Here is a 26041-nt window from a genome sequence, read left to right as displayed (position 1 = left end):
CGGTCGGCACCGGCCGTCGTGGCCGGTGCCCTGCCGCGTGCGCAGCTCCGCTGGGGGAGTCCTGCGGCCGGTCCGCCTACTTGGTGAGGGCCGATTCCGGTCTGCCGTCGCGCCCGTGCGGCAGGGGTGCGGACTCCTCGTTCTCGGCAGAGCGTTGGGCGTGGACCCCGATCATGCCGACGGAGGTCAGCACCGCGGCGACGGCGGCCGCCACGCCGCACACCAGGAACGCGGTGCTGAAGCCGCTGCCCAGGGCGTCCAGGGCCAGACCGTGTGCTGCGGATCCCGGGGCGCCGGGCGGCAGGCTGTTCACGGCGATGGGTCCTCCGGCCTCGGCGATCCCGCGTGCCGCTGCCACCTGACCGGCCGGCAGATCCGCGCCGGACACGTTCGCCGCGAACGCCGACCCCGCGTTGCTGAGGGCGACCGCGCCGACGACGACAGGGCCGAGGGCGAAGCCGAGGTCGCGCAGCATGTTGGTGGTGGCGCTGGCCATGCCCGCCAGGTTCAGGGGCACGCTGTTCAGTGCCACGGCCGTCACCGAGCTGACGGCCAGGGCGAATCCGATGCCGATCAGAAGGGCGGGCGCGACGAACGCGCCGAGTCCCGGGTCGGTGACGTCCAGCCGGGTGCACAGCAGGCAGCCGATCGCCATCAGGACGAATCCAGAGGTCAACAGCCAGGACGCGGCGACCCGGTGGAGGAGCCGCGAGACGATCGGGATGAGCAGGAAGGCGGGCCCCTGGAGGAGCAGGAAGGGGATAGCGACGCGGATCGGGTCCTGGTGCTGCACGGGGCCCAGCCACATGCTCGTCGCGAAGCAGGCGCCGAGGAAGGCGAGCATGCCGATGACCGCGGCGGCGGACGACACGGTGAAGGCCCGGTTGCGGAACGGGGTCAGGTCGAGGATCGGGGATTCGGCCCCCAGCTCCACCACGACGAACCCGGCGAGGAAGCAGGCGCCGAGGGCGAAGGCGAGGAGCCCGGAACCGGCAACGCTGCTCGACGGAGCGCGATCGCGGCGACACTGTTGGTGCATGCCCGCCGCCGCGGTCAAGTCGTGCGACCAGGGGCTCAGTGCTGCTCGGCCAGGTCCTTCTCCAGGGAGTGCGCCGTGGCGTCCAGAGCGGCCACCAGGGACTGGAGGCGGTGCGGGTCGTAGCGCACGCTGGGCATCGACACCGACAGACCGGCCAGCGCAGTGCCGTCCCGGTCGCGCACCGGTACGCCGACGGCGACGAGACCGCGTTCGGATCGCTCCTTGTTGACGGCGAACCCGTTGCGGCGCAGACGCCTCAACTCCGTCCGCAGCCGGGCGAGATCCGGGCGGTCGGCCGGGCGGTCGCGGTAACGCTCGGGGGCGTAGACCTCCTCGAGCTCTTCGTTGGTGAGGTCGGCGAGCAGGAGCAGTCCCGCCGTCGTGCGGTGGGCGGGGAACACCATGCCCTCCCGGGAACCGACCCGCAGTGCCTGCCGGCACTCGACGCTGGCGATGAACCGGGCCGTGTCCCCGGTACGCACGATCAGGTTCGTGGTCTCGTCCAGAAGATCGACGACCCGGTGCAGATGGGGCAGGGCCGCCGCGCGCAGCCGCGACACGAGGGACTGGGAGTGCACGGCGAGTTCCAGCACCGGCCCCGCACGGTAGACGCGGCCCTCGCCCTGCACGGCGAAGTCCCGGTAGACGAGCATCGCCAGGACGCGGTGGGCGGTCGACCTGGCGACGCCCAGCCGCTCGGCGATCTGCGACACGGTCGCGCCGCCCTCCATCTGCAGGATGGTCGCCGCCCGCAGCGCGTGGTCCACGCTGGCGATGGGGTAGGGCGGCGGTGTCTTGAGCGGCTTGTCCATGGCATTCCCTTCGGGTTCTCGGGTTCTGCTCTCCAGAATCTATATGTTCTTCTGGGAGACACGGTGCACGCTGGCTCTGTGACTCAGTCCTCCATCGCGCACGACATCGCTACGGGTTCCCCGGTCCGGCTCCAGGCCGTCTCCGCGAAGGGGCAACCCAAGGTCACCCCGGCGCTCGAAGAGCTGTACCGGGGCTTCGAACAGGAACTGCTCGTACCGCTGTGGACCGAGATCGGCGACCTGATGCCGGCTCACCCGCGCTCCCACGCCGTGCCGCACCTGTGGCGCTGGGAGCGACTGCGGGACCTGGCAGCCCAGGCCGGCGACCTGGTCCCCGTCGGCCGCGGCGGTGAGCGCCGGGCCATCGCGCTGGCCAACCCCTCCCTCGGCGGCCGGCCCTTCGCCACCCCGACGCTGTGGGCGGCCATCCAGTACCTGATGCCCGGGGAGGACGCCCCGGAGCACCGGCACACCCAGCACGCGTTCCGCTTCGTCGTCGAGGGTGAGGGTGTGTGGACGGTCGTCGGGCGCGACGCGGTGGCCATGCGGCGCGGCGACTTCCTCCCTCAGGCGGGCTGGAACTGGCACGCCCACCACAACGCCACCGCCGAGCCGATGGCATGGATCGACGGACTGGACATCCCCTTCCAGTACGCCACCGAGGCGCAGTTCTTCGAGTTCGGCCGGGACGAGATCAGCGACGCCGAGCGGATCACCCCCGACCGTTCACGCGCCGAGCGCCTGTGGGGCCACCCCGGCCTGCGCCCGGTGTCCGCCGGCACCACCGGCCCCGGCTCGCCGCTGCTCGCCTACCGCTGGGAGCACACCGACCGCGCCCTGACCGACCAGCTCGCCCTCGAGGCGGAGGGGTACGGCGGCACGGTGGAGCCCGGTCACGCCGCCATCCGGTTCACCGACCCGGCGACCGGCGCCGACGTGCTGCCGACCATCCGGGCCGAGATGCACCGGATCGCGCGCGGCACCGAGACCGCGCCGGTCCGCGAGACCGGCTCGTCCGTCTACCAGGTCTTCGACGGCTCCGGCACCGTCACCGTCGCCGAGACCACCTGGTCGGTCACCCGCGGTGACCTGTTCGTCGTCCCCTCCTGGCAGCCGTTCTCGGTCCGCTCCGAGGCCGGTGCCACCGACTCCGACTCCGGCGCCCTGGATCTGTTCCGGTTCAGCGACTCGCCCGTCTTCGAAGCCCTGCGGCTCGACCGCACCCATGTGGAAGGAACTCCGCGATGAAGCTCGCCACCCTGCGCACCGACGGCACCACCCGGGCCGTCAGGCTCGACGGTGACGTCCTGGTCGACCTCGGCGCCCCCGACCTGGGAGCCCTCCTCGCCCAGGAGAACTGGGCCGATCACGCCGCGGCCGCCACACCGGCGAACGCCACCACCTACCCGTTGGGCGGGGCCGACTTCGCCCCCGTGGTGCCCGCCCCGTCGAAGGTGGTGTGCGTCGGCCTCAACTACCGCAACCACATCCAGGAGATGGGCCGGGACCTGCCGGAACACCCCACTCTCTTCGCCAAGTTCGCCGACGCCCTGATCGGCGCGGGCGACGACATCGTGCGCCCCGAGGAGACCGACCGCTTCGACTGGGAGGTCGAACTCGCCGTCGTCGTCGGCGCGCCGGTGCGCCGGGCCCGCGGAGAGGAGGCCGAGCGGGCCATCGCGGGCTTCACCGTGCTGAACGACATCACCTGCCGGGACTGGCAGTTCCGCACCCGCGAATGGCTGCAGGGCAAGATGTGGGACTCCACCACCCCCGTCGGCCCGTACCTGGTCACCCCCGACGAGCTGCCGGGCGGGGTCCGCCCGTCGCTGGACGTGCGCCTGCTCGTCGACGGCGAGGTCATGCAGTCCGACTCCACCGGCGACCTGCTCTTCGACCCGGTCGACCTGGTCGAGTACGTCTCCACGATCGTCCGCCTGAACCCCGGTGACATCATCGCCACCGGCACCCCCGGCGGCGTCGGCCACGCCCGCAAGCCCGAGCGCTACCTCCTCGGAGGCGAGACGGTCGTCACCGAGATCGAGGGCATCGGACGCCTGGAGAACCGGGTCGTCAAGGAGAAGGTGTCCTGATGCGGCGGACCTTCGACGAGTCCCGCCGCTGGGCCCTGGTCGGCACCGGGCTGCTGCTCAAGGCCGCCGACCTCGACGACGACGGGTACGCCGCGCCGAGTGCCCTGCCCGGCTGGAGCCGGGCGCACGTGGCGGCGCATGTCGCCGCCAACGCCGAGGCGCTGTCCAACCTGGTGCACTGGGCCGCCACCGGCGAACCCACGCCGATGTACGCCTCGCCGGAGGAGCGCGCCGCGGGCATCGAACGGGGCCGTGCCCTGCCGGCCGCCGAGCTGACGGCGTGGCTGCGGGACTCGGCGGACGCGCTGGAGACGGGGATGGCCGCGCTCGGCGACGAGCAGTGGCTCGCGCAGGTCGTCACCGCACAGGGCCGTACCGTGCCGGCCACCGAGGTGCCCTGGCTGCGCTCCCGCGAAGTGTGCGTGCACGCCGTCGACCTGGCGAACGGTGTGTCCTTCGCCGACCTGCCGGCGGACTTCCTCACCGCCCTGTGCGACGACGTCACCGCCAAGCGCGCCACGCCCGCCGGCCCCGCCGTGACCCTGCGGGCACCGGCCATCGGCGCGGCGTGGGAGCTGCCGGGCGACGGCGAAGCCGCCCTGGTCACGGGCGAACTGCACGACATCGCGGCCTACCTGACCGGACGTGACGCCGGCCCGCTCACCACCGTCGACGGCACGCCCGCCCCCACGCTGGGCGCCTGGCTCTGACACGGGGCCCGCCCCGCGACCGAAGGAACAGATCATGAATCCTGAATCCAGCCCTGTCGGCGGCCGAGCCGACGTGATCATCGTCGGCGGCGGCATCGGCGGCCTCAGTTCCGCGCTCGCCCTGGCCCGCGAGGGACTGCGCGTGCGCGTCCTCGAACGGGCCAAGGAGTTCGGCGAGGTGGGCGCGGGCCTGCAGATCGCGCCCAACTGCACCCGCATCCTCGCCGAGTACGGCCTGCTGGACGAGGCCAAGGCTCTTGGCGTCGTCCCGGAGAACATGGTGATGCGTGACGCGCTCGACTCCCGGGAACTGACCCGGCTGGACCTGCGCGACCTCGAACGCCGCTACGGCTTCCCGTACATGGTCATCCACCGCAGCGATCTGCACGGCATCTTCCTGCGGGCCTGCCGGCGGGCCGGCGTCGATCTGCTGACGGACCGGACGGTCGTCGACTACGAGCACACGGACGGCGGCGCCCTGATCCGCCTGGAGGACGGCAGCACCGAGGAGGCGCCCCTGGTCGTCGCCGCCGACGGGCTGCACTCCGTGGCCCGCCGCAAGCTGGTCGGCGACGACGTGGTCAGCTCCGACTACGTCGCCTACCGGGCGGCCGTCCCGATCGAGCAGGTGCGGGAGAACGGCATCGCGGAGAAGGACGTCACCGTCCACGTCGGCCCGCGCTGCCACTTCGTCCAGTACGCGTTGCGCGGCGGCGAGATGTTCAACCAGGTCGCCGTGTTCCAGTCGCCCAAGGCCCTGGCCGGACAGGAGGACTGGGGCACGCCCGACGAGCTCGACGCGGCCTTCGCGCAGACCTGCGACACCGTGCGCAAGGGCATCCCGCTGATGTGGCGGGACCGCTGGTGGCAGATGCTCGACCGCGACCCGGTCGAGACGTGGGTGCACGGCCGTATCGCGCTGCTCGGTGACTCCGCCCATCCGCCGCTGCAGTACATGGCGCAGGGCGCGATCATGGCGATCGAGGACGGCTGGGTCCTCGCTCAGCAGTACGCCCGGCAGGCCGAGGCCGCTCCGGCAGGCACCCGACCGGACTGGGACGCCGCGCTGGCGGCGTACGAAGCGGTACGGGTGGAGCACTGCCACCGGGTGCAGGCCACGGCCCGCGCGTGGGGCGAGCTGTGGCACCTCGACGGCGAGCCCCGGCTCCAGCGCAACGCGATCATGCGGGCGCGGGACACCTACGACTACGCCTTCACCGACTGGGTGTACGGCCCGACCGCGCTGACACCGGACGAGGAGCCCCCCATGTTCACGCCGATCCCGCTGTCCTCGGCGGTCGTCGAGGACGCGGGAGGCGAACCACTGACGGTGACGGGGAGCGGCACATCATGAGCCACGCCTGCCTTTACGCGGCGGCCCGCACCCCGTTCGGCCGGTTCAACGGAGCCCAGGCCGGGGCGCGGCCCGACGATCTCGCCGCGCGACCGCGCTGACCGGGCTGCTGGCAAAGGCGCCCGGCCTGAACCACGCCGTGATCGGCGACGTGGTGTGGGGCAATGCGAACGGCGCCGGCGAGGACAACCGCAACGTCGGCGAGCGGCGCCGCCGGGAAGCGCGTGAACGGTGCCACTTCGTTTTACGGCACGTCAAGAGTTGGTGCACTATGTATGGAGTGAAGCCGGTATGTACGCTGCGGCGTGCAGTGGCGCGTTAAGATCCAGTCATGGCGAACCTTCGTGAGGCGCAGAAGCAGATGACGCGCCGTCTGCTGCTGGAGTCAGGACTCGAGATGTTCAAGACGAAGGGGTACGCCGCCACCACGGTCGACGACATCGCGACTGCGGCGGGCACCACACGAGTGACCTTCTACGCCTACTTCCCTTCCCGTAGCGAACTGATGAAGGCACTCATTGACGAGCAGCTCAACGATGCGCTGCAGCGAGTCAGCTCCCCCGAGCACGGCTCCACGGCACAGGGCCTCGTCGCCACCGTGGTCGACGGGACGCCGGAGGCGATCATGGCGTGGCTGCGGCGAACCGCCGACAGCTGGCCGGCCATCCGACCGATCATCCGCGCCGGCCGCGATGCCGCGGTGGTCGATCCAGAACTCACCGACCTGGTCGAGCGGTGGATGGGGGAGGCCATCAGCGACATCGAGGACGGACTGACGATGGCTGGGCGCTTCGAGCCCCATCGACGCCGCTTCCGGGGCGTTCTTGCGATGGCCGAGCTCGACTTCGTCGCCCAGAACTGGGACCGTGCCGACTGGAAGCTCACGCGTGACCAGATGCTCGACGAGCTCAGCGCCAGTTGGGTACGGCTACTGACCTGACCGCGCCCGTGGGACGGAGGGCAGGGCCGCGCTGTTCAAGCGGTCGCGTGCTCGCGGACGGTGGTGCCGAGTGGCTCGTACAAGTCGGGCCATCCCCCTTAAGGCCGACCGGCAATTGGGGAGCGGCGTCACGCACGATGGCCGACGGCCGGCCCGCCAACCGGCTTCGCAGGGACAGCGCGTCATCGAGTCCACGCAAGGTGAGTTCCTCGGGAAGGTCGGACAACCGTCGCGCCCGGGAGTCGGTGGCAAGGACGACGCGGTCGTACGGCAGAGCCGTACCGTCGTCGACAGTGACGAGCCGACGATCGAGATCGAGTCCGGTCGCACGTACGCCCAGAAGTTCGGTCGCCCCGTGGCCGGCCGGCGGAAGCTCGTGCGACGACATGTCATCGCCGTCGAGCAGGAGTGCCTTCGACAGGGCCGGGCGGCTGTACGCAGGGTGCGGTTCGTCGCCGACGATGGTCAGCTCGCCATCAAAGCCGGCCTCACGGAGCGTGTCGGCCGCGGTGAGCCCGGCAATCCCGTTGCCGACAACAACGACGCGGTCCATCGTGCCGCCGCTCATACGATCCTCAGCGCCGCGACCGGACACGCCCGGACAGCGGCGTTCGCCAGGGCGGCGTCGGCTTCACCGACCTCCTCGCGGTCCAGCACGAGCTCGCCATCGTCGTCGAGGTGCATGAGCTGGGGGGCTGCCTCCTCACACAGGCCGTGCCCCTCGCAGCGGGGGCGGTCAAGAACGATCTTCATGCGGGGATCACTTCCAGGACGGGGAGCTCCTCGATGCTCCGGGTGATGTTGCCGGGAACACGGACCTCGGGCCCGACGACAAGGCGCTTGACGCGCCGGGAAAGCGCTTCGATCACAGCGTGAGCCTCCAGGCGGGCGAGTCCTTGGCCCGCGCAGCCGTGAGGGCCGTAGCCGAACGAGAGATGGTCGATCGGATTGCGCCCAATGAGGAAGGCATCCGGGTTCTCGTAGTGCCGGGGGTCGCGGTTGCCGGCGCCGAACAGGATCGCGATCTGCGCGCCCGCGGGGATGGCGACCCCGCCGATGTCGACGTCCTTGGTGGCGCGTCGGCCCCAGGCGTGGACGGGAGCCCAGAAAGCGCAGCACCTCGTTGAACGCCCCCGGCACGCCGTTCTTCCAGAGGTGGACGACGGAGCCCAGCTCACGCAATTCGGCGTAAACGGGGTAGGGGTCGAGCACGACCTCGTCGGCGAAGAGGTCGATGTCGGAGGTAGTTGGGGTGGTCATGCCGCCAGTGAAATGGCTGGCCTCACATACAGCAAGTGAATGGTTTACATGCTGTTACATGCATGCCGTTCATGCTTTCGCGGAGGACGCGCAGTCCGTTGCGGCTACCCGTTGCAGCCGCCGGGCGACCGATCCCGATTTATCCATCTTACATTCGGAGCATTATTTGTTCTTGGCGTTCATTTCGTTGACGCCATGTAAAGCGAATGGCTATCGTGACTGCAGCCACGGGGTGCTGTGCACCCCACCCCGGAGACGTGAGGCAGGCATGAGCGCCAAGAGCAACACCGTGAACACCGTCCTGGGCCCGGTGCCGGCTGAGGAGCTGGGTGTCGTATCGGTCCACGAGGCGCTGCTGTCGGTGGTTCCGGGCGCGGAGTACGCCTTCGACATCACCATCGACCGCGCCGAGATCTTCGAGACCCTCGCCGCGAAGCTGAAGGACTTCCGTGCCCACGGTGGCGGCACCATCGTCGACAGCACCGGCATGTTCCACGGCCGGGATGTCCGGCTGTACGAGACCCTCTCCCGCACGACCGGCGTGCACATCGTCGCCTCGACGGGTCAGGGCCCGGAGGAGCTGCTCGGCGGCTACTTCCTCACGCCGCAGACCGATCCACCGATGCCGTGGCCGGCCGAGAAGTTCGCTGACCTCTTCACCAAGGAGGTCGCCGAGGGCATGGTGGTCCCCCGTGTGGAGCGACGCGGCGCCGCCGGCCTGGTGGCCATCGTCGCGACCCTCGAGGGCATGACCGCGACCGACGAGAGCCTGTTCCGCGGTGCGGCCCGGACCGCCCTGAGCACCGGCGTCGCGGTCTCCATCCGCTACGGGAGCGACGCCCTCCACGACCTCGACGTCGTCCTGGACGAGAAACTGCCGGCCGACCGCGTCGTCGTTGGCGGACTCGACCGCAAGGACGCCGTCGCCACCGGCGCGCCTCTCGAGATCGCCCGCCGCGGCGCCTACGTCGCACTCGACCACGTCGGCGTGGCGGACGAGGCCCACATCACCGATGCCGAGCGCGCCGCCCTGGTCGCCGACCTTGTGCAGGCCGGCTTCGTCGACCGGATCCTGCTTTCGAGCAACGCGACCGGGGTGGCGAAGGGCCACCCCGCGGGCGACCTGCCGTACAGCTACGTCCTGGCCACCTTCGTCCCGCTCCTGAAGGCACAGGGTCTCAGCGACGAGGACGCGCGGCGGATTCTCGTGGAGAACCCGCGCGACCTGCTGTCGGTGCGCTGAGCGCCGGCACGGACGACCATCAGGTTTCTTTCTTCAGAGGTGAGTGTTGTGTCGAGAGTGAACACCGTCCTGGGGGCGATCCCGGCCGAGGAGTTGGGTCTCGTGGCCATCCACGAGCACATTGGCTACGGCATGCCCGGCTCGGAGCTGGACGCGAAGTGGTGGAAGGCCCCCGAGCAGCGGTACGAGGAGACCGTCCCGAAGCTGCGCAGGTTCCACGAGCAGGGCGGCGGCACCTTCGTCGACGCGACCGGCATCTGCAACGGCCGTGACGTCGACTACTACAAGTCGCTGTCCGCGAAGACCGGCGTCCACATCGTCGCCTGCACCGGCTTCGTCGGCGGCGACACCGCCCTGCCGCACTTCGCCCGGGCCGATGTGGAATACCTGACCCGGCAGTTCGTCCACGAGATCACCGTCGGCATCGGCGACACCGGCAGCCTCGCCGGTGTCATCAAGGTCGGGGTGAGTCGCGGCGGCCGTATGACGGACCTGGACAAGCGCATCTACCGCGCCGCGGCCCGTGCCTCGCTCACCACGGGTGTGCCGATCCTGACCCACCTCGCGATCGACGCCGAGAACGCGATCGCGATCTTCAACGAAGAGGGCCTTCCCCTGGACCGCGTCCTGTTCGGGCATGTCGACGACGGCGTGAACGCCGACAGGACGCGCGACATCTGGATTGCGGAGCAGGGCGGTCGCATCGGCTTCGACACCTTCGGCTACGAGACCGAGCTGCCGGACCCGCCGTTCTGGGCCCGCCCCCGCAAGGAGCGGCTGGACCACTTCCTCCGGTTCATCGGCGAAGAGCGACTGAAGCAGGTCCTCGCCTCCGCCGACGCCAACTGCAGCCCGCTGGGCTGGCCGGGCGTGAAGGGCCACACCGTCAACTACATCTTCGAGGACCTCATCCCGGACCTCCGCGCTGCCGGTCTCGACGAGGCCGCGATCAAGACGATCTTCGTCGACAACCCAGCCGACTTCCTCACCATCCAGAAGTAGAGAGAACCAACCATGCCCTCAGACCTGAAGAACCTGAAGATCGCTGTCGTCGGGGCGGGATACGGAGGCGCGGCGGCGGCCAAGGCCCTGAGCCTGCTCGGTGCCGACGTCAACATCTACGAGCAGGCGAGCCAGATCCGGGAGGTCGGCGCCGGCATCGGTCTGCGTCCTGCGACCATGGACCGGTTCCGCCAGTGGGGGATCTTCGACGCGATCGCGAAGGTGAGCTCGCCGAGCGACTACTTCGAGATCCTCACGGCCACCGGTGACCCGATGATGAAGGAGGCGTGGCCGGGGATCCACGACTTCGCCGAGGAGACCAAGACCCACCTGATCCACCGCGGGGACTTCATCGACGCTCTCCTGGGCGTGCTCCCCGAGGGCATGGTGCACCTCGGTCACAAGGTGGAGACCATCCAGGACAAGGGCGACCGCTCCGTCCTCACCTTCGCGGGCGGCGAGACCGTCGAGGCCGACCTGGTCGTCGGTGCCGACGGCATCAAGTCGGTGGTGCGCCGGCAGCTGTTCGACGACAAGGGCCCGGTGTTCTCGGGTGAGCACGCCTACCGCGCGGTCATCTCCGTCGACGACGCCCACGGGATGGTCGCCGACGACAACCTCCGGATGTACATCGGCAGGGGCACGAAGGTCTACCTGCTGCCGCTGCGCCACCGCAACCAGGTGTCGTTCGACATCACCGCCCTGTGCCCGGACCGCACCTGGACACCGGAGGTCACGAAGGACGACATCCTGGCGACGGTGGACGGCTTCGACGAGCGCCTCGTGAACATCACGCGCGACCTCGACATGGACACCGTGAACATCCGCGCGGTCTACGACATCGACCCGGTCGACACGTGGCACTCGGACTCCGTCGTCCTGGTGGGCGACGCGGCTCATTCGATGCTGCACCACCAGGGCCAAGGCGCGAACTCGGCCATCGAGGACGGCGGCGCGCTCGCCGACGCGCTGCGGCAGGCGGACTCCGTGAAGGAGGGCCTGGCCCTGTACCAGGCCACCCGCAAGCCGGTGACCGACAATCTGCAGCACGTCTCGCGTCAGGGGTGGAGCGAGGACGAGATCAATGAAGTCTTCCCGGGGCAGAAGCCCGCGGCTGCCGCACCGCAGGAGTGACCGTGCCACTGCATCCTGAGATCGCCGAGTTCCTCGCCGGCCTGCCGGCCCCGCCCGAGGGTCCGCTCGACCCGGTCGCCATGCGTGCCGCGGACGAGGCGCATGTCGCTCCCCTCGAGGAGCGCCTGCCCCTCCACACGGTCGACGACGTGACAGCGCGGACGGCGTCGGGCGAGGTACCGGTGCGTATCTACACGCCGGTCGAGGCCGACAGCTACGGCGTGCTGGTCTACTTCCACGGTGGCGCGTTCTTCCTCGGCGGCCTTCGGACGCACGACCACGTCGCGCGCTCGCTGGCCAAGGAGACCGGGCTGGGGGTCATATCCGTCGGCTACCGCCTGGCGCCCGAGGCCGCCTTTCCAGCCGGTCTCGACGACTGCTACGCGGTCGTGCGGTGGGCCGCCGAGCAGGGCGGGAGCCTGGCCTGGGACGGTACGACCCTCGCCATCGCCGGTGACAGCTCCGGCGGCAACTTCGTCGCCGCGGTCGCGGCCAAGGCGCACGACGACGGGTTCCACCGGATCACGCACCAGGTCCTCTACTACCCCTCGCTCGACCTGGACTTCGACGTCGACCGCTATTCCTCGCTGCGGGAGAACGCCGAGGGCTACGGCCTGGAGACGGCGGGGCTGAAGCCCTTCAACGCGTTCTACATCGACAGCGGCGCTGATCCCGCGGACCCGCTCGTCTCGCCGATCAAGCGGGCGGACCTCACCGGGCTGCCTCCCGCGCTGATCGTCACGGCGGAGTACGACCCGCTGCGCGACGAGGGCGAGCTCTACGGCCGACGGCTGCGGGAGGCCGGCGTGGAGGCGACGGTGAGCCGGTACGAGGGCGCGGGCCATGGATTCGTCCAGCACTTCTCCTGGATACCGGAGTACCACAGGGTCTTCACGGCGACGCGCGACTTCCTCAGCCGGCGCTGACCTGGCCGACCCGAGTACGAGTGCAGAAGGAAAGCCATGACGCGTGCGGTCAACGTCCATCCCCTGGTCTCGCCATGGGGCCGATTCGGTCTCTACAGCTTCTTCATCGACGCACCCGAGCCGGCCATCGTCGACACCGGGATCGCCTCCTCGCCCGCCGAAGGGATGGGTCCCGCGCTCGAGGCGATCGGGCGCCGCATCGAGGACGTGCGCTGGATCCTGCTGACCCACGGTCACATCGACCACATCGGCGGGGCGTACGCCCTGTGGGAGCTCACCGGCCGGCGCGCACAGGTGGTGATCCACGAGGCCGACGCACCGATGCTCCGCTCGCGGCGGGCCCACGTGGAGGAGTACCTCGCGGGACGGGGCCGGTACCTGGGCGACCCCGAGGGCGAGGCGAAGGTGACGGCAGCCGCGAATGCCGTCATCTCCGGCGAGATGGAGCCCTCGATGCTGGTCAAGGGCGGCGAGACCGTCTCCCTCGGCGGCGATGTCACCGTCTCGGTGCACGCGATCCCGGGCCACACGCCCGGATCGGTCGGCTACGTCGTCGACGGGCAGCGTTCGGTGTTCGTCGGTGACTCCGTGCAGGTCCACGGGGCCGCCAACGGCTTCCCCGGCTACATGGACCCGGTCGCCTACCGCAGCAGCCTGGAGTACCTGCGTGACGAGATCCGTCCGCAGCACCTGTACCTCGGGCACCCGTACCGGCGCGTCGACGGCACGCCGTACGGCGTCGAGCTCGACGCCGTGCAGGCCCAGGAGGCCATCGCCCAGAGCCTCGCCGTCGAGGGCCGTGCCACCGCGGTCGCCTGCGGATGCCTGCAGGCCGGCCTGCAGGAGACGGATTCGCCGTACTCGCCGTTCGCCCGCGTCGCCGAGGAGCTCGGCTACACCGGCGACCCCACGCTCGAGCCATCGCCGTTCTTCACATCGATGGCCGGCTACCGCACGCACCTCGACCAGAACTCGTACTGCACTTTCCCGGGGGATGACCCCCAGACCCCCAGAGGAGCTTCGCACTCATGACTGACTTCCAGACGATCCGGGCGGGCGAGCAGGCGATCGCCGTCCGCAAGGACCTCCGGGTGCCGATGCGGGACGGCGTCGAGCTCGCCGCGGACGCCTACCACGGCCAGGACGACACGCCGCGGCCGGCTCTGATCGCGATGAGCGCCTACGGCAAGGAGCTGCAGGCCCTCGCCCTCACCATGCCGCCGCAGCGCCGGCCCAGCCCGATGTGGGACGGCTGCATCGAGGCCGGTGACATCGCGCGCGTCGTCAAGGAGGGCTATGTCCACGTCATCGGCGACATGCGTGGAACCGGTGATTCCGGCGGCGTCATGATCGGCAACTACAACTTCGGCGGTGTTTCCCAGGGGCAGGACCTGTACGACCTCGTCGAGTGGGTCGCCGCGCAGCCGTGGTGTGACGGCAACGTCGGCATGATCGGCATCTCCTACTTCGGCTCCATGCAGGTGCTCGCCGCCGCCGAGCGCCCGCCGCACCTCAAGGCGATCTTCGTCAGCGGCGGCCACTACGACTTCTACGAGACCACCTACCACGGCGGCATCATGTGGTTCATGCCGCGCGCTGCCCGCGAGGGCCGCGGCGGTGACTCCGGCATCGCGCACACCAACGTCAAGTCCCGCATGCAGGACACCCACTCTCCCGAGGAGCTGAAGAAGCTCGTCGAGGAGCGGCTGACCGACCCGGACGTGGCGGCCTGGCCGAACCTCGTGCACGTGCTCAAGTACCCGAAGAACCGCGAGTTCTGGTTCGACATCGTGATGAACCACCTCGACGGCGACTGGTACGAGGAACGCAACCCGATCACGCTGGCCGAGAACATCGACATCCCGGTCTACCTGCAGATCGACCAGGGACGCGGCTGGACCGTGGACGGCCACATCGAGTTGTTCGACGTCCTGAAGGGTCCCAAGAAGCTGGACATCGGCTCCTACCCGCCGATGCAGTCGCGGCCCTGGGTCGAAGAGCACGACAAGATGTTCCGCTGGTACGAGTACTGGCTCAAGGGCATCGACAACGGCATCATGGACGAGCCGGCCGTGAACGTCTTCGTGGAGGGCTCGCGCGAGGTGGTCACCGCGGCGCAGTGGCCGCCGAAGGAGATCGAGTACAAGTCGCTCCACCTGCGCCCGCGGCGCAAGCTCTCCTTCGAGCCCGAGCCCATGGGCGCCGAATACGCCGCCCCCGACGGCTTCTACCAGGCACCGCTCACCGTCACCGACAAGGTGGAGATGCTGAGCTGGAACACCGAGCCGTTCGAAAAGCCCACCGAGCTGATCGGCACCGGCGCGGCACACCTGTTCGCGGAGATCGACCAGGACGACACCAACTTCATCCTTCGCCTGTGGGACGAGGCTCCCGGCGGCGGCCGGCAGCTTCTCACCAGCGGTTACCTCAAGGCCTCCCACCGTGAGCTCGACGTGGAGCGCACCACCGAGGGCAACCCCCACCACCCGCACACCCGCGCGGTGCCGGTGGAGCCGGGGAAGGTCGAGGAGTACGTGCTGCGGCTCTACCCGTTCGCAGCCACGTTCCAGCCAGGTCACCGCCTGGTCGTGGAGTTGTCGAACGACGAGCCGCCGGCCGACGCGCACAACGCGCTGTTGCCGCCGGACGCCTTTCATCTGCCGGTCGGCCGCCCCGTCACTCACAAGATCTACCGCGACGCCGCGCACCCCTCCCGGCTCGTGCTGCCGTTCACGACGGTCACGGCGACGGACGCGACACGGTAGGGCTCTGCGCGCAACCACGAAGCAGGCCGGCGCAGCGGCTCCTGATGCGCCATCACGACGCCGACCGGGGGGACCGCCGTACCCCCGGCGGCGCCTTCGACACGCCAGGACTTTCACGAGGCAGCGATCGGCCGGACTGCTCATAGGCTCGTGCCGTGTTTCTCGCACTGGCTTCCGGCGACGTCATCACGCAGATCACCCGGTATCTGGATCTTGCCGGTGTGTTCTCCTGCGCGATGCTCGGGGGCGCGGTGGCACGCACCGAGGGACTGGACCTCTTCGGGTTCCTGGTCGTGGGGATCGTCTCCGGTCTGGGTGGGGGCATCATCCGGGACACGCTGCTCCAGCACGGAACTCCCGTGGCGTTGACGGACTACGCCTACGTACCGACTGCCGTGGCCGGTGTGCTGCTGGCGTTCGTCGTCGCCATCAGCGAACAGACATGGAATCGGCTGTTCGTCGCCCTCGACGCCGCGGTCATCGGTTTCTGGGCGGTCAGCGGCGCACAGAAGACCCTCGCTGTTGGGCTGGGGTGGCTTCCGGCTCTGTTGCTGGGCATCACTACCGCGGTGGGCGGGGGTGCGGTACGTGATGTCCTGCTGCGGCGGGTGCCGGCTGTGTTCGGCGGCAATGGGCTCTACGCGACGGTCGCCGCGGTGGTGGCGGCCACGATGGTGCTGTGCGCCTACGCAGGCGCCCCGCTCACCGGGGTCGTGCTGGGCGTTGTGTGTGCTCTGGTTCTGCGCCTTGCCGCCGTGCGATTCGACTGGGGCCTGCCCAACGGCTTGGACTGGCAACCACGCCCCCGGCTCGCCGCGCTCACCCCACGCAGGAAGCGGCGTCGCGACTAACCTGAAGCGACCCCCAGTACGCTCGCGGACGGGCGAACCCTTCGAAGGAACCCCATGACGAACAGCGTAAGGACAGTTCTCACCTGTCTGGACGGCATCCGAGCCGGCGTGGAGGACTTCTACAAGGACCTTCACTCCCACCCGGAACTCGGCATGCAGGAGCACCGCACGGCCGGGAAGGTCGCCGAGGCCTTGCGCGGATTCGGTTACCAGGTGACCGAGGGCGTCGGCAGGACCGGCGTCATCGGTGTGCTCACGCGGGGAGTCGGCCCGACGGTGATGCTGCGCGCGGACATGGACGCGCTGCCGGTGAGGGAGGACACCGGGCTGCCGTACGCCTCCACGGTCACCGTCGCCGACCGGGAGGGAGTCGAGCAGCCTGTCATGCACGCCTGTGGTCACGATGTGCACGTGGCATGCCTGGTCGGATTCGCGCAGCTCATGGCCAAGGGCCGTGACACCTGGCAGGGCACGGTGGTCGTGCTGTTCCAGCCCTCGGAGGAGAACGGCGATGGCGCTCGGGCCATGATCGAGGACGGTCTGACCGACAAGGCCCCTCGGCCTGACGTCGTACTGGCACAGCACGTGCTGCCCTACCCCGCTGGCTACGTCGCAACCCGTGCCGGGTCCTTCCTATCGGCTGCCGACAGCCTGCGCATCACTCTGCACGGGAGGGGTGCCCACGGCTCCTCTCCGCAGGCAGCCGTCGACCCGGTGGTCATGGCAGCGATGTGCGTCGTGCGTCTGCAGACGGTGATCTCCCGCGAACTGGCGGCCACCACCCCCGCCGTACTTACGGTCGGCAGCATCCAGTCGGGTACAGGACCGAATGTCATCCCCGACCGCGCTGTGCTCCAGTTGAACGTGCGTACCTACGACCCAGCCGTCCGCAAGCAGGTGCTTGCCTCGGTCGAGCGGATCGTGCGGGCCGAGGCTGAAGGTGCAAACGCCCCCAAGGAACCGGAGTTCGAGCATCTGTCGTCGTTCCCGCCCACGATCAACGACCAGGATGCCACTGACACCGTTGCCCACGCCTTCGCCGCCTGTTTCGGGGACGACGCGCACACAGCCGAACTGCAGACAGCCAGCGAGGACATGAGCGAGATCCCCCATGCCTTCGGCGCCCCGTACACCTACTGGTGCATCGGCGGCATCGACCCCGGCCTCTACGACGCCGCACAGAAGAAGGGAACCATCCCCCAGGACATCCCGGTCAACCACAGCCCCGCCTTCGCCCCCGTGATACAGCCCACCCTCGACACCGGCATCAAGGCCCTCATCGCCGCCGCGCTCGCCTGGCTCGCACCTGGAGAAGCGAGTTCAGGGGATTAGACCGGCCGGCAAATGGGGGGCGGCGGAGGTGATCGGGCTGCCCCGAGTACAGGGCAGGCGCGATCAAGATCGGCGCGAATCGGTCAAGTATTTTCGTCCCTGCCGATCATGGACGGAAGTCCGGGAGAATGGCGGACGATGGACATGACTTCTCCGCGTCCGGCTGGCCCGACGGACGGGTACGGCCCCTTCGCGCATCTCACCGCCCCGAACGTGCTGCTCTACCGAGCGGTGATGCACGCCTTCCTTGTTGCCAAGGAGCGGTTCGCCGTGCACCTGAGGCCCGAGGACGTGTACGCCGGGCTGCCCGCCGGCGTACGGCCCGGCGAGTTGGACGGGGTCGTCGGCGCGCTGGACAAGCTGGTCGAGTGGGGGAATCTGCGGGCCGACCCGGACACCGGGCGGGTCACGGCCGTCGAGGATTTCTACCGCAAGCGGTTCATCTACCAGCTCACGCGCGAGGGTGAGGCGGCCGAGGAGGCCTTGTCCGCGTACGACGAGGCGCTCGGGCGGCGGGGCGCGCTACAGGCGGTCGCGCTGCATGACATCGTCACTCAGCTCAGGGCTCTTCTCGTGCTCGCCGCCGAGGAGGAGCCGGATCCGGCCAAGACGCATCTCGCACTGGACGGGCTCGCCAGCCGCTTCGCCGCGCTTGCCGACAACGCGCGGGCCTTCATGGGGTCACTTCAGCGGACCATCGACCTCCATGACGTGGGCGAGGACGTCTTCCTCGCCTACAAGGACCAGCTCATCCAGTACCTGGAGCGGTTCATCCAGGACCTGATCACCCTCGGCGGTCGCATCGCCCGGCTGATCCTGGAGCTGGAGGAGAGTGGGAGCATCGGGCCCCTGCTGCACGCCGCCGCCGCCCGTGAGGCGGCGGATGCCACCCCGCAGGAGGCCGCGTACGCCGAGCAGGACGCGTACGAGCGGTGGGCCGGCCGGTGGGCGGGGCTGACGGCCTGGTTCCTCAGCCGGGACGGCCGGGAATCGCAGGCCCGGCTGCTGCGAGGCCGTGCCCTCGGGGCGGTACCCCAGCTGCTGGCCGTCGTACGGTCGCTGAACGAGCGCCGGGCCGGGCGTTCCGACCGCTCCGCCGACTTCCGTACGCTGGCCCGTTGGTTCGCCGAGGCTCCCGACGACGACGCCCGGCACCGGCTGTGGCGCACCGCCTTCGGGCTGTACCCGGCCCGGCACCTCACGGTGGATGCCGAGACACTGGCCGCCCGTGCCGCCCGCCCCGATCCCGCGTCCACCGCGTGGGCCGGCGCCGAGCCGTTGCGCATCAGCCCACAGCTGCGCCGCACCGGCAGCTATGAGCGGCGCGGCAAACCCCGCAAGGTGGAGGACCGGCAGGAGGCGCGCCGCAGGCTCGCCGAGGTGGCCGTCAAGCAGGCCGCGGAGATCGCGGCCGCGCGGGCCCGGCTCGTCACCGACGGCGTCACCCGGCTGTCCGGGCTCGGCGAGCTCGACCCCGTCAGCTTCCGGCTCTTCCTCCAGCTCCTCGGGGATGCCCTGGCCACCTGGCGGCCCGGTATGACGCACACGGTGGCCACCAGCAACGACGGGTCCATGGAGATCCGGCTCACTGCCTTGGCTGATGGATCCGAGGCTGAGGTCCGCACGCCGGGCGGTATCTTCCGCGGCCCCGACCACACCATCGAGATCCTCGACCTGGCGGAAGGAGGCGACGGACGATGAGTACCCCGCTCGCCGAAGTGCTGGACGGGCAGCACGCCGCTGAACTGCGCAAGGCCGCCCGCGCTCTGCTGAAACATCCACTGCTGCTTGCCGGGGGCGCGTACGCCGACGAGTTCCGTCTCGTCCGGCGGCACGCCTCCGACCTGCGCGAGTGGTTCGACCGGAACACCGGCTGGTCCCTTCAGGTCGACGCCGAGGCCGCCCGGCTGGGCAAGGTTCCGGCCCACCTCGCCGATGCCACCCACCCCGCCCGCGAAGTCACCCGCAGCGCCGCTCCCTTCACCCGCCGCCGGTATGTCCTGCTCTGTCTCGCCCTCGCCGCCCTCGAACGCGGCGAGGCGCAGATCGCCCTCGGCCGCCTCGCCGACCAGGTCGTCCTCGACGCCGCTGATCCCCAGCTGGCCGCGACAGGCGTCCAGTTCACCCTGGACCGCCGCGACGAGCGGCTCGACCTGGCCGCCGTGGTACGGCTCCTGCTCGGCCTCGGAGTACTGCGGCGCGTCGCCGGCGACGAAGAGGCGTACGTCAGCGGTGCCGGAGACGTCCTGTACGACGTCGAGCGGCGGGTGCTCGCTGGGCTGCTCGCGACCCGGCGCGGCCCCTCCACCGTCCGGGCCGCGACTCTGGACGAGCGGCTCGTCGAGCTCACCGCCGAAACGGCCCTCGACAGTGACGACCTGCGCTTCCGCGCGATGCGCCGCTCGCTGACCCGCCGACTGCTGGACGACCCCGTGCTCTACTACGCCGAGCTGACCGACGCCGAGCTGACCTACCTCACCCGCCAGCGAGGTTTCCTCACCGCACGCATCACCGAACTGACGGGCCTGGTGGCCGAGGTCCGGGCCGAGGGCATCGCCATGGTCGACCCCGACGACGACCTCACCGACGTCCGCATGCCGGAATCGGGCACCCACGGCCACGTCACCCTGCTGCTCGCCGAGTACCTCACGAGGGCCGAAGGTCCGGTCGTCTCCACGGCCGACCTGGGGCGCCGCGTTGCCGAACTGGCCGCCGAACACGGAGGCTTCTGGGCCAAGTCGGCCCGTGAGCCGGGGGCCGAGGGTGAGCTCGTGGAGCAGGCCGTGAGCCGACTCGCAGCCCTGGGCCTGGTCTCCCGCACCTCCGAGGGGGTGGTGCCGCGCCCGGCGCTCGCCCGGTACGCGGTCGGCGAGACCGTCATACTCGAACCCCGCACAGCCGGCGCTGCTCAGGTGCCCGCGCAGCGAAAGGCGTACCAGCGTTGACTCCCCGTGCCGTACTCCCGGCCCCCGCGCGTGCCCGCTGGCAGCCCCTGCGGATCGGCCTCGTCGACCTCTTCCACTACGACGTGGAGGAATTCCGCTTCCGCGACGGCCGGCTGCTGCTCCGAGGGAACAACGGCACCGGAAAGTCCAAGGTCCTCGCCCTCACCCTGCCCTTCCTCCTCGACGGTGACCTCAGCGCGCGCCGGGTGGAACCCGACGGAGACGCCGGAAAGAGGATGGAGTGGAATCTGCTGCTCGGTGGCGAACACCCGCACTCCGAACGGCTCGGCTACACCTGGGTGGAGTTCGGCCGCCGCGACGAGGTGAGCGGCGAGGAGCAGTTCCGCACGCTTGTCTGCGGGCTCAAGGCCGTCAGCGGGCGCGGTATCGCCCGGCACTGGTGGGCGGTGACCGCTCAGCGGATCGACCACGCACCGGCCGGGGCGCGACCGGACGGGTCACTCAGCCTCCTCGACGCCACCGGCACCGTGTTGTCCCGGGACCGGCTCATCGAGGCGGTCGCCGGACACGGCCTGGTCTACGACCAGGCCAAGACCTACCGCCGGGCCGTCGACGAGGCGCTCTTCGGACTCGGTGAGCAACGCTATGCCGCCCTGGTGGACCTGCTCATCCAACTGCGCCAGCCCCAGCTGTCCAAACGTCCCAACGAAGCCGCCCTCTCCCGTGCCCTCACCGAAGCACTCCCGCCGATGGACCAGGCCGTCATCGCGGATGTGGCCGAGGCCTTCCGCTCCCTGGACGAGGAGAAGGAGGAGCTGCGGGCCGCCGGGGCTGCCGAGCGTGCCGCCTCCACGTTCCTCGACCACTACCGGCGCTACGCTCGCATCGCCTCCCGGCGTCGCGCACGCCTCCCGCGCAGCGAGCACTCGAAGTACGAGCACCTGCTGCGTGACCTCGCCGAGGCACAGGCCGAGAAGGCCGCGGCCGAGGAAGAGCGGGCGGCGGCCGAGGAGCAGGTCGCCGTGCTCGCCGAGACCCAGGCGAGACTGGAGGCCGTCGACGCGGCCCTGCGTGAGGGCCCGGAGATGCGCAGCGCCCATGAACTGGAGCGGGCGGCGAAGGAGTTGGAGCGGTCGGCGCAGGACAGTGCACGCGCCCGCGCCGACCGGGAGGAGGCCGCGCTGCTGCACACACGGGCGCTCGGCCGCCTCGGGGCGGCGGAGAACCGGCTTCAGGCCGCCCGGGACCGGGTCGAGGACACGCTTCGCCTGGCGCGGGAGACGGCCAGGACGGCCCGGCTGGACCTGCCCGGGGACGAGGGGCTGACGGTGGCCGAACTGCGCGCCGCTGTGGCCGAGGCGACCGACCGCCGGCACCGCACCCTCGCGCATGTGGAGGAGCTCGCGGACCGGGCGGAGGCGGCGGCGGCCGAAGGCCGGGCCGCGGCACTGCGGCTCGACGAGACGGAAACCGACCTGGCGCACGCCGCCGAGGCACAAGGCGCGGCCGACGAGACCGTGACGGCCGCCGGCCGCGCCCTGGTGAATGCCGTACGCGAGCACGCGGGCCGGTGCGAGGAGCTCGCGTACGCCGACCCGGTCGGATTGCTGGACGAGCTCCAGGAGTGGACCCGGCACCAGGACGGGCCCTACCCGGCCCGTCGGCACGCCTCGGAAGCACACAGCGCCACGGCAGCGGTACTCGCCGACCAGGCAGCGGAATCGGGGCAGCGCAGGGCGGGCCTGGCGGCCCGCGCCCGAGACGCGGAACAGCAGCTCGCCGAGCTGGAGGCCGGCGGCCGCCGTGGACCGCAGGCCCCGTACACCCGGACACCCGGCCTGCGCGATCAGGTGCCCGGCGCCCCGCTGTGGCGGCTGGTCGACTTCCGGGACGAGGTCGCGGACCATGAGCGAGCCGGCCTGGAAGCGGCCCTGGAAGCGGCCGGGCTGCTGGACGCGTGGGTGCGCCCCGACGGCGCGGCCCTGGCGACGGACGGTCACGACGTACTCCTCGACTCGCGGACGGGACCGGTCGACGGGCCGTCGCTCGCCGACGTGCTGCGCCCGGCCGTCGACCACGGCGATGCCCAGGCAGCCCATGTGGGTGAGGAGACGGTGGGCCGGCTCCTCGCGGCGATCGGTCTGGGCGCGGTTGCCGGGGACGCGAAGGCGGGCGCCGGGTCAGGGGACACCGAGCCGACAGGGGACACGTGGGCTGCCCCGGACGGACGTCACCGCGTAGGTGTCCTCATCGGACGGTGGGCCAAACCTGCGGCTGAGTACATCGGCGAGGGTGCCCGGGAAGCCGCCCGGCGCACTCGTATCACCATCCTGCGCGCCGAACGCTCCCTTCTCCAGGAGGAATCGGCGTCCGAGGCGGCGCACGCGCATGCTCTGGAGACCCGTCGCCGTACGCTCGACGCCGAACTGGCCGCGGTGCCCGACGACGGGCCGCTGACCCGGGCGCACGCCCGCGCGGCGGCTGCCGCCGACACCGCGCGCCGGGCCAGGTCCCGCCGCGAGGAACGGGCCGCCGAGGTGCTGGCCGCAGCCGAGCGGTCCGCGCTGGCAACCGCCGAGCTCCAGGAGGCCGCAGCCGATCTGGGGCTGCCCCCTGACCGGCCCGCGCTGGCCGCCGTACGGCAGGCCCTCGTCGAACTCGCGGCCGTCCTGGCCGCACTCTGGCCCGCACTGCGCGAGCGAGGCGAAGCGGCCCGGCAGGCGCAGGAGGAGCGTGAGGAGACCGGCCGGGCAGGGGAGCGCACTGCCGAACTCGCCCTGCGCGCAGAGGAGGCGGCTCGCGAGGCAGCAGCGGCGGACGAGCGGCTCGCCACGCTGCGCTCGACCGTAGGCGCGGCCGTGGCCGAGCTGGAACGGCGGCTCGCGGAGACCGCCGAGGCCCTGCGCGGCTGCGCGGCCGATCAGCGGTTGTCCCAGGGCCGCCGCACGGAGGCGGACCGGCAGGCCAGCCGGGCCGAAGGCCGGATCGAGCAGCTGGAGAAGGGCGTCACCGAGGCTGCCGCCGCGCGCTCCGAGGCCATCGCCGCGCTCCAGCGATTCACCGCCACCGGGCTGCTCACGGTCGCGCTTCCCGGCCTCGCCGTACCGGCCGCTGACGACGGCCCGTGGGCGGCCACCCCGGCCATCGCCCTCGCCCGTTCACTCGAATCGGAGCTGTCGACGACGGACGACTCGGATGGCGCTTGGGAGCGCGTACAGCGGCGCCTGAGCGAAGAGCTGAAGACCCTGCAGGACGCGCTGTCGCGGCACGGCCATACAGCCTCGGCCCGAATGGTCGAGGACGGGATGGTCGTGGACATCGTCTACCAGGGCCGCGAGCGCGCCGTACCCGAACTCGCCGAGGCACTCGCGGTCGAGGTCGGCGAACTCACCCGCATCCTCTCCGCGAATGAACGCGAAATTCTCGAAACCCACCTCATCACCGAGGTCGCGGGCACCCTTCAGGAGCTGATCGCGACCGCCGAACGGCAAGTGCTCGCCATGAACGCCGAGCTGGAGGACCGTCCGACCTCCACCGGCATGACCCTGCGCCTGGTGTGGCGAGCCTCCCGTAAGGCCCCAGCCGGCCTTGCCCAGGCCCGTGGCCGACTGCTCCAGACAGCCGACGCCTGGACCCCCGAAGACCGCGCCGCGGTGGGGGAGTTCCTGCAGACGCAGATCGCTCGCCAGCAGACCGAGGACGCGGCCGGCAGCTGGCTGGAACACCTCACAGCGGCCCTCGACTACCGCTCCTGGCACGAGTTCGCCGTCGAGCGCCAGCAACATGGACGCTGGGTATCCGCCACCGGTCCTGCTTCCGGAGGCGAACGCGTCCTGGCTGTCTCCGTACCCCTGTTCGCCGCGGCCTCCTCGCACTACGCGAGCGCGGCCAGCCCACACGCACCACGACTCGTCACCCTGGACGAGGCATTCGCCGGTGTTGACGACGATTCGCGTGCCAAGTGTCTCGGACTCCTGCACGCCTTCGACCTGGATGTGGTCATGACCAGCGAACGGGAGTGGGCCTGCTATCCGCAGGTACCGGGCATCGCCATCGCCCAGCTGTCCCGCGTCGACGAGGTTGCCGCCGTCCTGGTCACCCGGTGGGAGTGGGACGGCACGGCTCGTACCCGGCGCGAAGACCCGGTGCGTGCGGGGGACCCGGAGCCCCTGTGGGCGTGAACAGGACTCCGGTCGACGAAGCCCGCCTGCGTCGGCTCCTCGGCGGGCCTGACCTGGCCTGGCTGCTGGAGCGCGTACGCCGGCGACTGGAGCGTGGGCAGCCGCTCACCGGACCCGTCTCTCTGGCAACGCCGACCCTGGCCCAACGGGCCGCCGCCGAGCGACTGCTGGGCCGGGCCCCGGGCGGTGGCAGGGCGCTGACGGTCCGGCTCGACGCCGTGGACGCCGTACTCCGCAGATCCGGTATCAGCCCCGAGGGCCTGACAGCGGCCGTGACCACGCTTATCGGGCCGGTTGTCCCTCTTGAAGAGGTCCGCCGGAGCGAGGATCAGGCCTGGGAGGAGGCGTACGCTCCGCTCACCGCACTCGCCGGAGAGACTCCGCGCCTCGCGGAATGGGCCGGCCGGATGCGCGACGACGGCCTCGTACGACGCCTCGCCCGTACGCCGACGGCCGCTCGCCTGCTGCTCGATCAGGCGGCCCGCGTTCTGCGCGAGCTGCCGGCCGAGCCGCCGCGCTCCCTGTCCGTGTTCGCCGCCGACATCCTGGGCAGCGCCCACGCACTGGACGACGGGACACCCTCGGCGACGCTCTGCCTCTCCGGTATCCGCGCCCTCACCGGACATCCGGACGGCGCGGGCGCAGCCTGGCGACGGGCCGCCTGGGCCTCTGCCGGCCTGCTCCGTGATGATGTCTCCTCCACCGTCCTCACCCTCAACCTCCGTGGGACCCCCGCTCTGGACTGGATGGCCGGCCTGGGTGACCCGTGCGTACTCACCCTTCGTCAGCTTGCCCACCGTCCACCGCGGACCACGCCGCCGGTGGTCCACATCTGTGAGAATCCCGCCGTTCTTTCGGCCGCGGCCGACACCCACGGCCCGGGTGCCCTCCCGTTGGTCTGTCTCCAGGGCCAGCCGTCGGCTGCCGCCCTTGCCCTTCTGGCACACCTGCACGAGCTCGGTGCCGCCTTCCGCTACCACGGCGACTTCGACTGGGGCGGTCTGCGCATCGCCACGACGCTGCTCCAGCACGTGCCGTGGACGCCTTGGCACTACACGGCCGACGACTACCGTGCGGCGGTAGCTGCTGCCAGTTCTGCCCCCCTGCCTCTGGCCGGGACGCCGGCCCCGTCGCCATGGGATCCGGATCTGGCGACTGCCCTCGCTGAACACGGCGTGCGCATAGAGGAGGAGGCTGCTCTGGACGCGTTGCTGGCAGACCTCGGGGGAGGACGAGCTGCCGGTGAGAGTACGTCTTCGCTGTACGTATCGAGCACGACGTAGGCCCCCCGCTCATCTCCTTGACCGCCCTCGCTGGGCGACGCTCCGCGTCACGGAGGTTGCCCGGCCCCACAGGTTCAAGGCCCGGCATGACACGGCGTCGGTTACAGGTGTCGTTCCGCCGGGTGCGCACATTCACCACTGGAGATTGGGCTTCAAGCAATCCAGCTTTGGCCATGTCGCGCGGGTCTCGCAGCACCCCGCCCCAGACAA

22 protein-coding genes and 1 pseudogene are annotated in these 26041 nt (G+C 70.7%); 18 read left to right on the top strand and 5 right to left on the bottom strand.

What is annotated here, in order from left to right:
- Positions 1-76 precede the first annotated feature (76 nt).
- Both OH809_RS11250 and OH809_RS11245 read right to left on the bottom strand, forming a co-directional pair.
- Positions 77-1039 carry a hypothetical protein gene (locus OH809_RS11250; protein WP_406422520.1) on the bottom strand — a complete coding sequence of 321 codons (963 nt, stop codon included), beginning with the start codon at positions 1037-1039 and terminating at the stop codon, positions 77-79.
- Between the two features lie 35 nt (positions 1040-1074).
- Entirely contained in the window at positions 1075-1851 is a 777-nt protein-coding gene (locus OH809_RS11245) for an IclR family transcriptional regulator (protein ID WP_406422521.1), read from the bottom strand.
- 78 nt (positions 1852-1929) lie between these two features.
- On the opposite strand from OH809_RS11245, the gene OH809_RS11240 reads away from it, so the two are divergent.
- The 6 genes and pseudogenes from OH809_RS11240 to OH809_RS11215 all read left to right on the top strand — a co-directional run bounded on the left by OH809_RS11240 (position 1930) and on the right by OH809_RS11215 (position 6948).
- Positions 1930-3099 (top strand): cupin domain-containing protein, encoded by a 1170-nt coding sequence (locus tag OH809_RS11240; RefSeq protein ID WP_406422522.1) that lies wholly within the window; start codon positions 1930-1932, stop codon positions 3097-3099.
- Positions 3096-3944, top strand: a complete 849-nt coding sequence (locus OH809_RS11235) for a fumarylacetoacetate hydrolase family protein (protein ID WP_406422523.1) — start codon at positions 3096-3098, stop codon at positions 3942-3944. Before OH809_RS11240 ends, OH809_RS11235 begins: the two co-directional genes overlap by 4 nt.
- Positions 3944-4654, top strand: a complete 711-nt coding sequence (locus OH809_RS11230) for a maleylpyruvate isomerase family mycothiol-dependent enzyme (RefSeq protein WP_406422524.1) — start codon at positions 3944-3946, stop codon at positions 4652-4654. Before OH809_RS11235 ends, OH809_RS11230 begins: the two co-directional genes overlap by 1 nt.
- A 34-nt stretch (positions 4655-4688) precedes the next feature.
- On the top strand, positions 4689-6008 hold the full coding sequence (locus tag OH809_RS11225; RefSeq protein ID WP_406422525.1) for an FAD-dependent oxidoreductase: 1320 nt from the start codon (positions 4689-4691) through the stop codon (positions 6006-6008).
- A pseudogene (locus OH809_RS11220) lies at positions 6005-6210 on the top strand (3-oxoadipyl-CoA thiolase); the annotation flags it as partial. The gene OH809_RS11225 and the pseudogene OH809_RS11220, both read left to right, overlap by 4 nt.
- Positions 6211-6339: 129 nt before the next feature.
- Positions 6340-6948, top strand: a complete 609-nt coding sequence (locus OH809_RS11215; protein ID WP_406422526.1) for a TetR/AcrR family transcriptional regulator — start codon at positions 6340-6342, stop codon at positions 6946-6948.
- On the opposite strand, the gene OH809_RS11210 is transcribed toward OH809_RS11215, so the two are convergent.
- The 3 genes from OH809_RS11210 to OH809_RS11200 are packed head-to-tail and all read right to left on the bottom strand — an operon-like array spanning position 6917 to position 8126.
- Entirely contained in the window at positions 6917-7516 is a 600-nt protein-coding gene (locus OH809_RS11210) for an FAD-dependent oxidoreductase (protein ID WP_406422527.1), read from the bottom strand. The two genes, OH809_RS11215 and OH809_RS11210, sit on opposite strands and share 32 nt — an antisense overlap.
- Positions 7513-7701 carry a ferredoxin gene (locus tag OH809_RS11205; RefSeq protein WP_406422528.1) on the bottom strand — a complete coding sequence of 63 codons (189 nt, stop codon included), beginning with the start codon at positions 7699-7701 and terminating at the stop codon, positions 7513-7515. The genes OH809_RS11210 and OH809_RS11205 overlap by 4 nt, the downstream gene beginning before the upstream one ends.
- Positions 7698-8126, bottom strand: coding sequence for a cytochrome P450 (locus tag OH809_RS11200; RefSeq protein ID WP_406422529.1), 429 nt, complete (start codon positions 8124-8126; stop codon positions 7698-7700). The genes OH809_RS11205 and OH809_RS11200 overlap by 4 nt, the downstream gene beginning before the upstream one ends.
- 350 nt (positions 8127-8476) lie before the next feature.
- Here OH809_RS11200 and OH809_RS11195 point away from each other — a divergent pair, with 350 nt between their 5' ends.
- From OH809_RS11195 to OH809_RS11140, 12 genes are all read left to right on the top strand, one after another.
- Positions 8477-9451 carry a phosphotriesterase gene (locus OH809_RS11195; RefSeq protein ID WP_406422530.1) on the top strand — a complete coding sequence of 325 codons (975 nt, stop codon included), beginning with the start codon at positions 8477-8479 and terminating at the stop codon, positions 9449-9451.
- A gap of 48 nt (positions 9452-9499) precedes the next feature.
- Positions 9500-10453: a phosphotriesterase gene (locus OH809_RS11190; RefSeq protein WP_406422531.1), complete on the top strand. Its 954-nt coding sequence runs from the start codon at positions 9500-9502 to the stop codon at positions 10451-10453.
- 12 nt (positions 10454-10465) lie between these two features.
- Entirely contained in the window at positions 10466-11587 is a 1122-nt protein-coding gene (locus OH809_RS11185; protein ID WP_406422532.1) for an FAD-dependent monooxygenase, read from the top strand.
- 2 nt (positions 11588-11589) lie between these two features.
- Positions 11590-12513 (top strand): alpha/beta hydrolase, encoded by a 924-nt coding sequence (locus OH809_RS11180; protein ID WP_406422533.1) that lies wholly within the window; start codon positions 11590-11592, stop codon positions 12511-12513.
- Between the two features lie 36 nt (positions 12514-12549).
- Entirely contained in the window at positions 12550-13545 is a 996-nt protein-coding gene (locus tag OH809_RS11175) for an MBL fold metallo-hydrolase (protein ID WP_406422534.1), read from the top strand.
- Positions 13542-15278: a CocE/NonD family hydrolase gene (locus tag OH809_RS11170; RefSeq protein WP_406422535.1), complete on the top strand. Its 1737-nt coding sequence runs from the start codon at positions 13542-13544 to the stop codon at positions 15276-15278. The genes OH809_RS11175 and OH809_RS11170 overlap by 4 nt, the downstream gene beginning before the upstream one ends.
- A 155-nt stretch (positions 15279-15433) precedes the next feature.
- A complete protein-coding gene (locus tag OH809_RS11165; protein ID WP_406422536.1) occupies positions 15434-16129 on the top strand; it encodes a trimeric intracellular cation channel family protein in 696 nt (231 codons plus the stop codon).
- Positions 16130-16183: 54 nt separating this feature from the next.
- Positions 16184-17461, top strand: a complete 1278-nt coding sequence (locus tag OH809_RS11160; protein ID WP_406422537.1) for a M20 family metallopeptidase — start codon at positions 16184-16186, stop codon at positions 17459-17461.
- Positions 17462-17605: 144 nt separating this feature from the next.
- Positions 17606-19162 carry a TIGR02677 family protein gene (locus tag OH809_RS11155; protein ID WP_406422538.1) on the top strand — a complete coding sequence of 519 codons (1557 nt, stop codon included), beginning with the start codon at positions 17606-17608 and terminating at the stop codon, positions 19160-19162.
- A complete protein-coding gene (locus tag OH809_RS11150) occupies positions 19159-20406 on the top strand; it encodes a TIGR02678 family protein (RefSeq protein WP_406515078.1) in 1248 nt (415 codons plus the stop codon). The genes OH809_RS11155 and OH809_RS11150 overlap by 4 nt, the downstream gene beginning before the upstream one ends.
- Positions 20403-24548, top strand: a complete 4146-nt coding sequence (locus OH809_RS11145; RefSeq protein WP_406515077.1) for a TIGR02680 family protein — start codon at positions 20403-20405, stop codon at positions 24546-24548. Before OH809_RS11150 ends, OH809_RS11145 begins: the two co-directional genes overlap by 4 nt.
- Positions 24545-25831: a TIGR02679 family protein gene (locus OH809_RS11140; RefSeq protein ID WP_406515076.1), complete on the top strand. Its 1287-nt coding sequence runs from the start codon at positions 24545-24547 to the stop codon at positions 25829-25831. Before OH809_RS11145 ends, OH809_RS11140 begins: the two co-directional genes overlap by 4 nt.
- The last annotated feature ends 210 nt before the right edge of the window (positions 25832-26041 follow it).

This window comes from Streptomyces sp. NBC_00873, from assembly GCF_045207415.1.
GTDB lineage: Bacteria > Actinomycetota > Actinomycetes > Streptomycetales > Streptomycetaceae > Streptomyces.
Note: the sequence above shows the minus strand (reverse complement) of the source record. Positions and strands in the feature narration are given on the sequence as shown.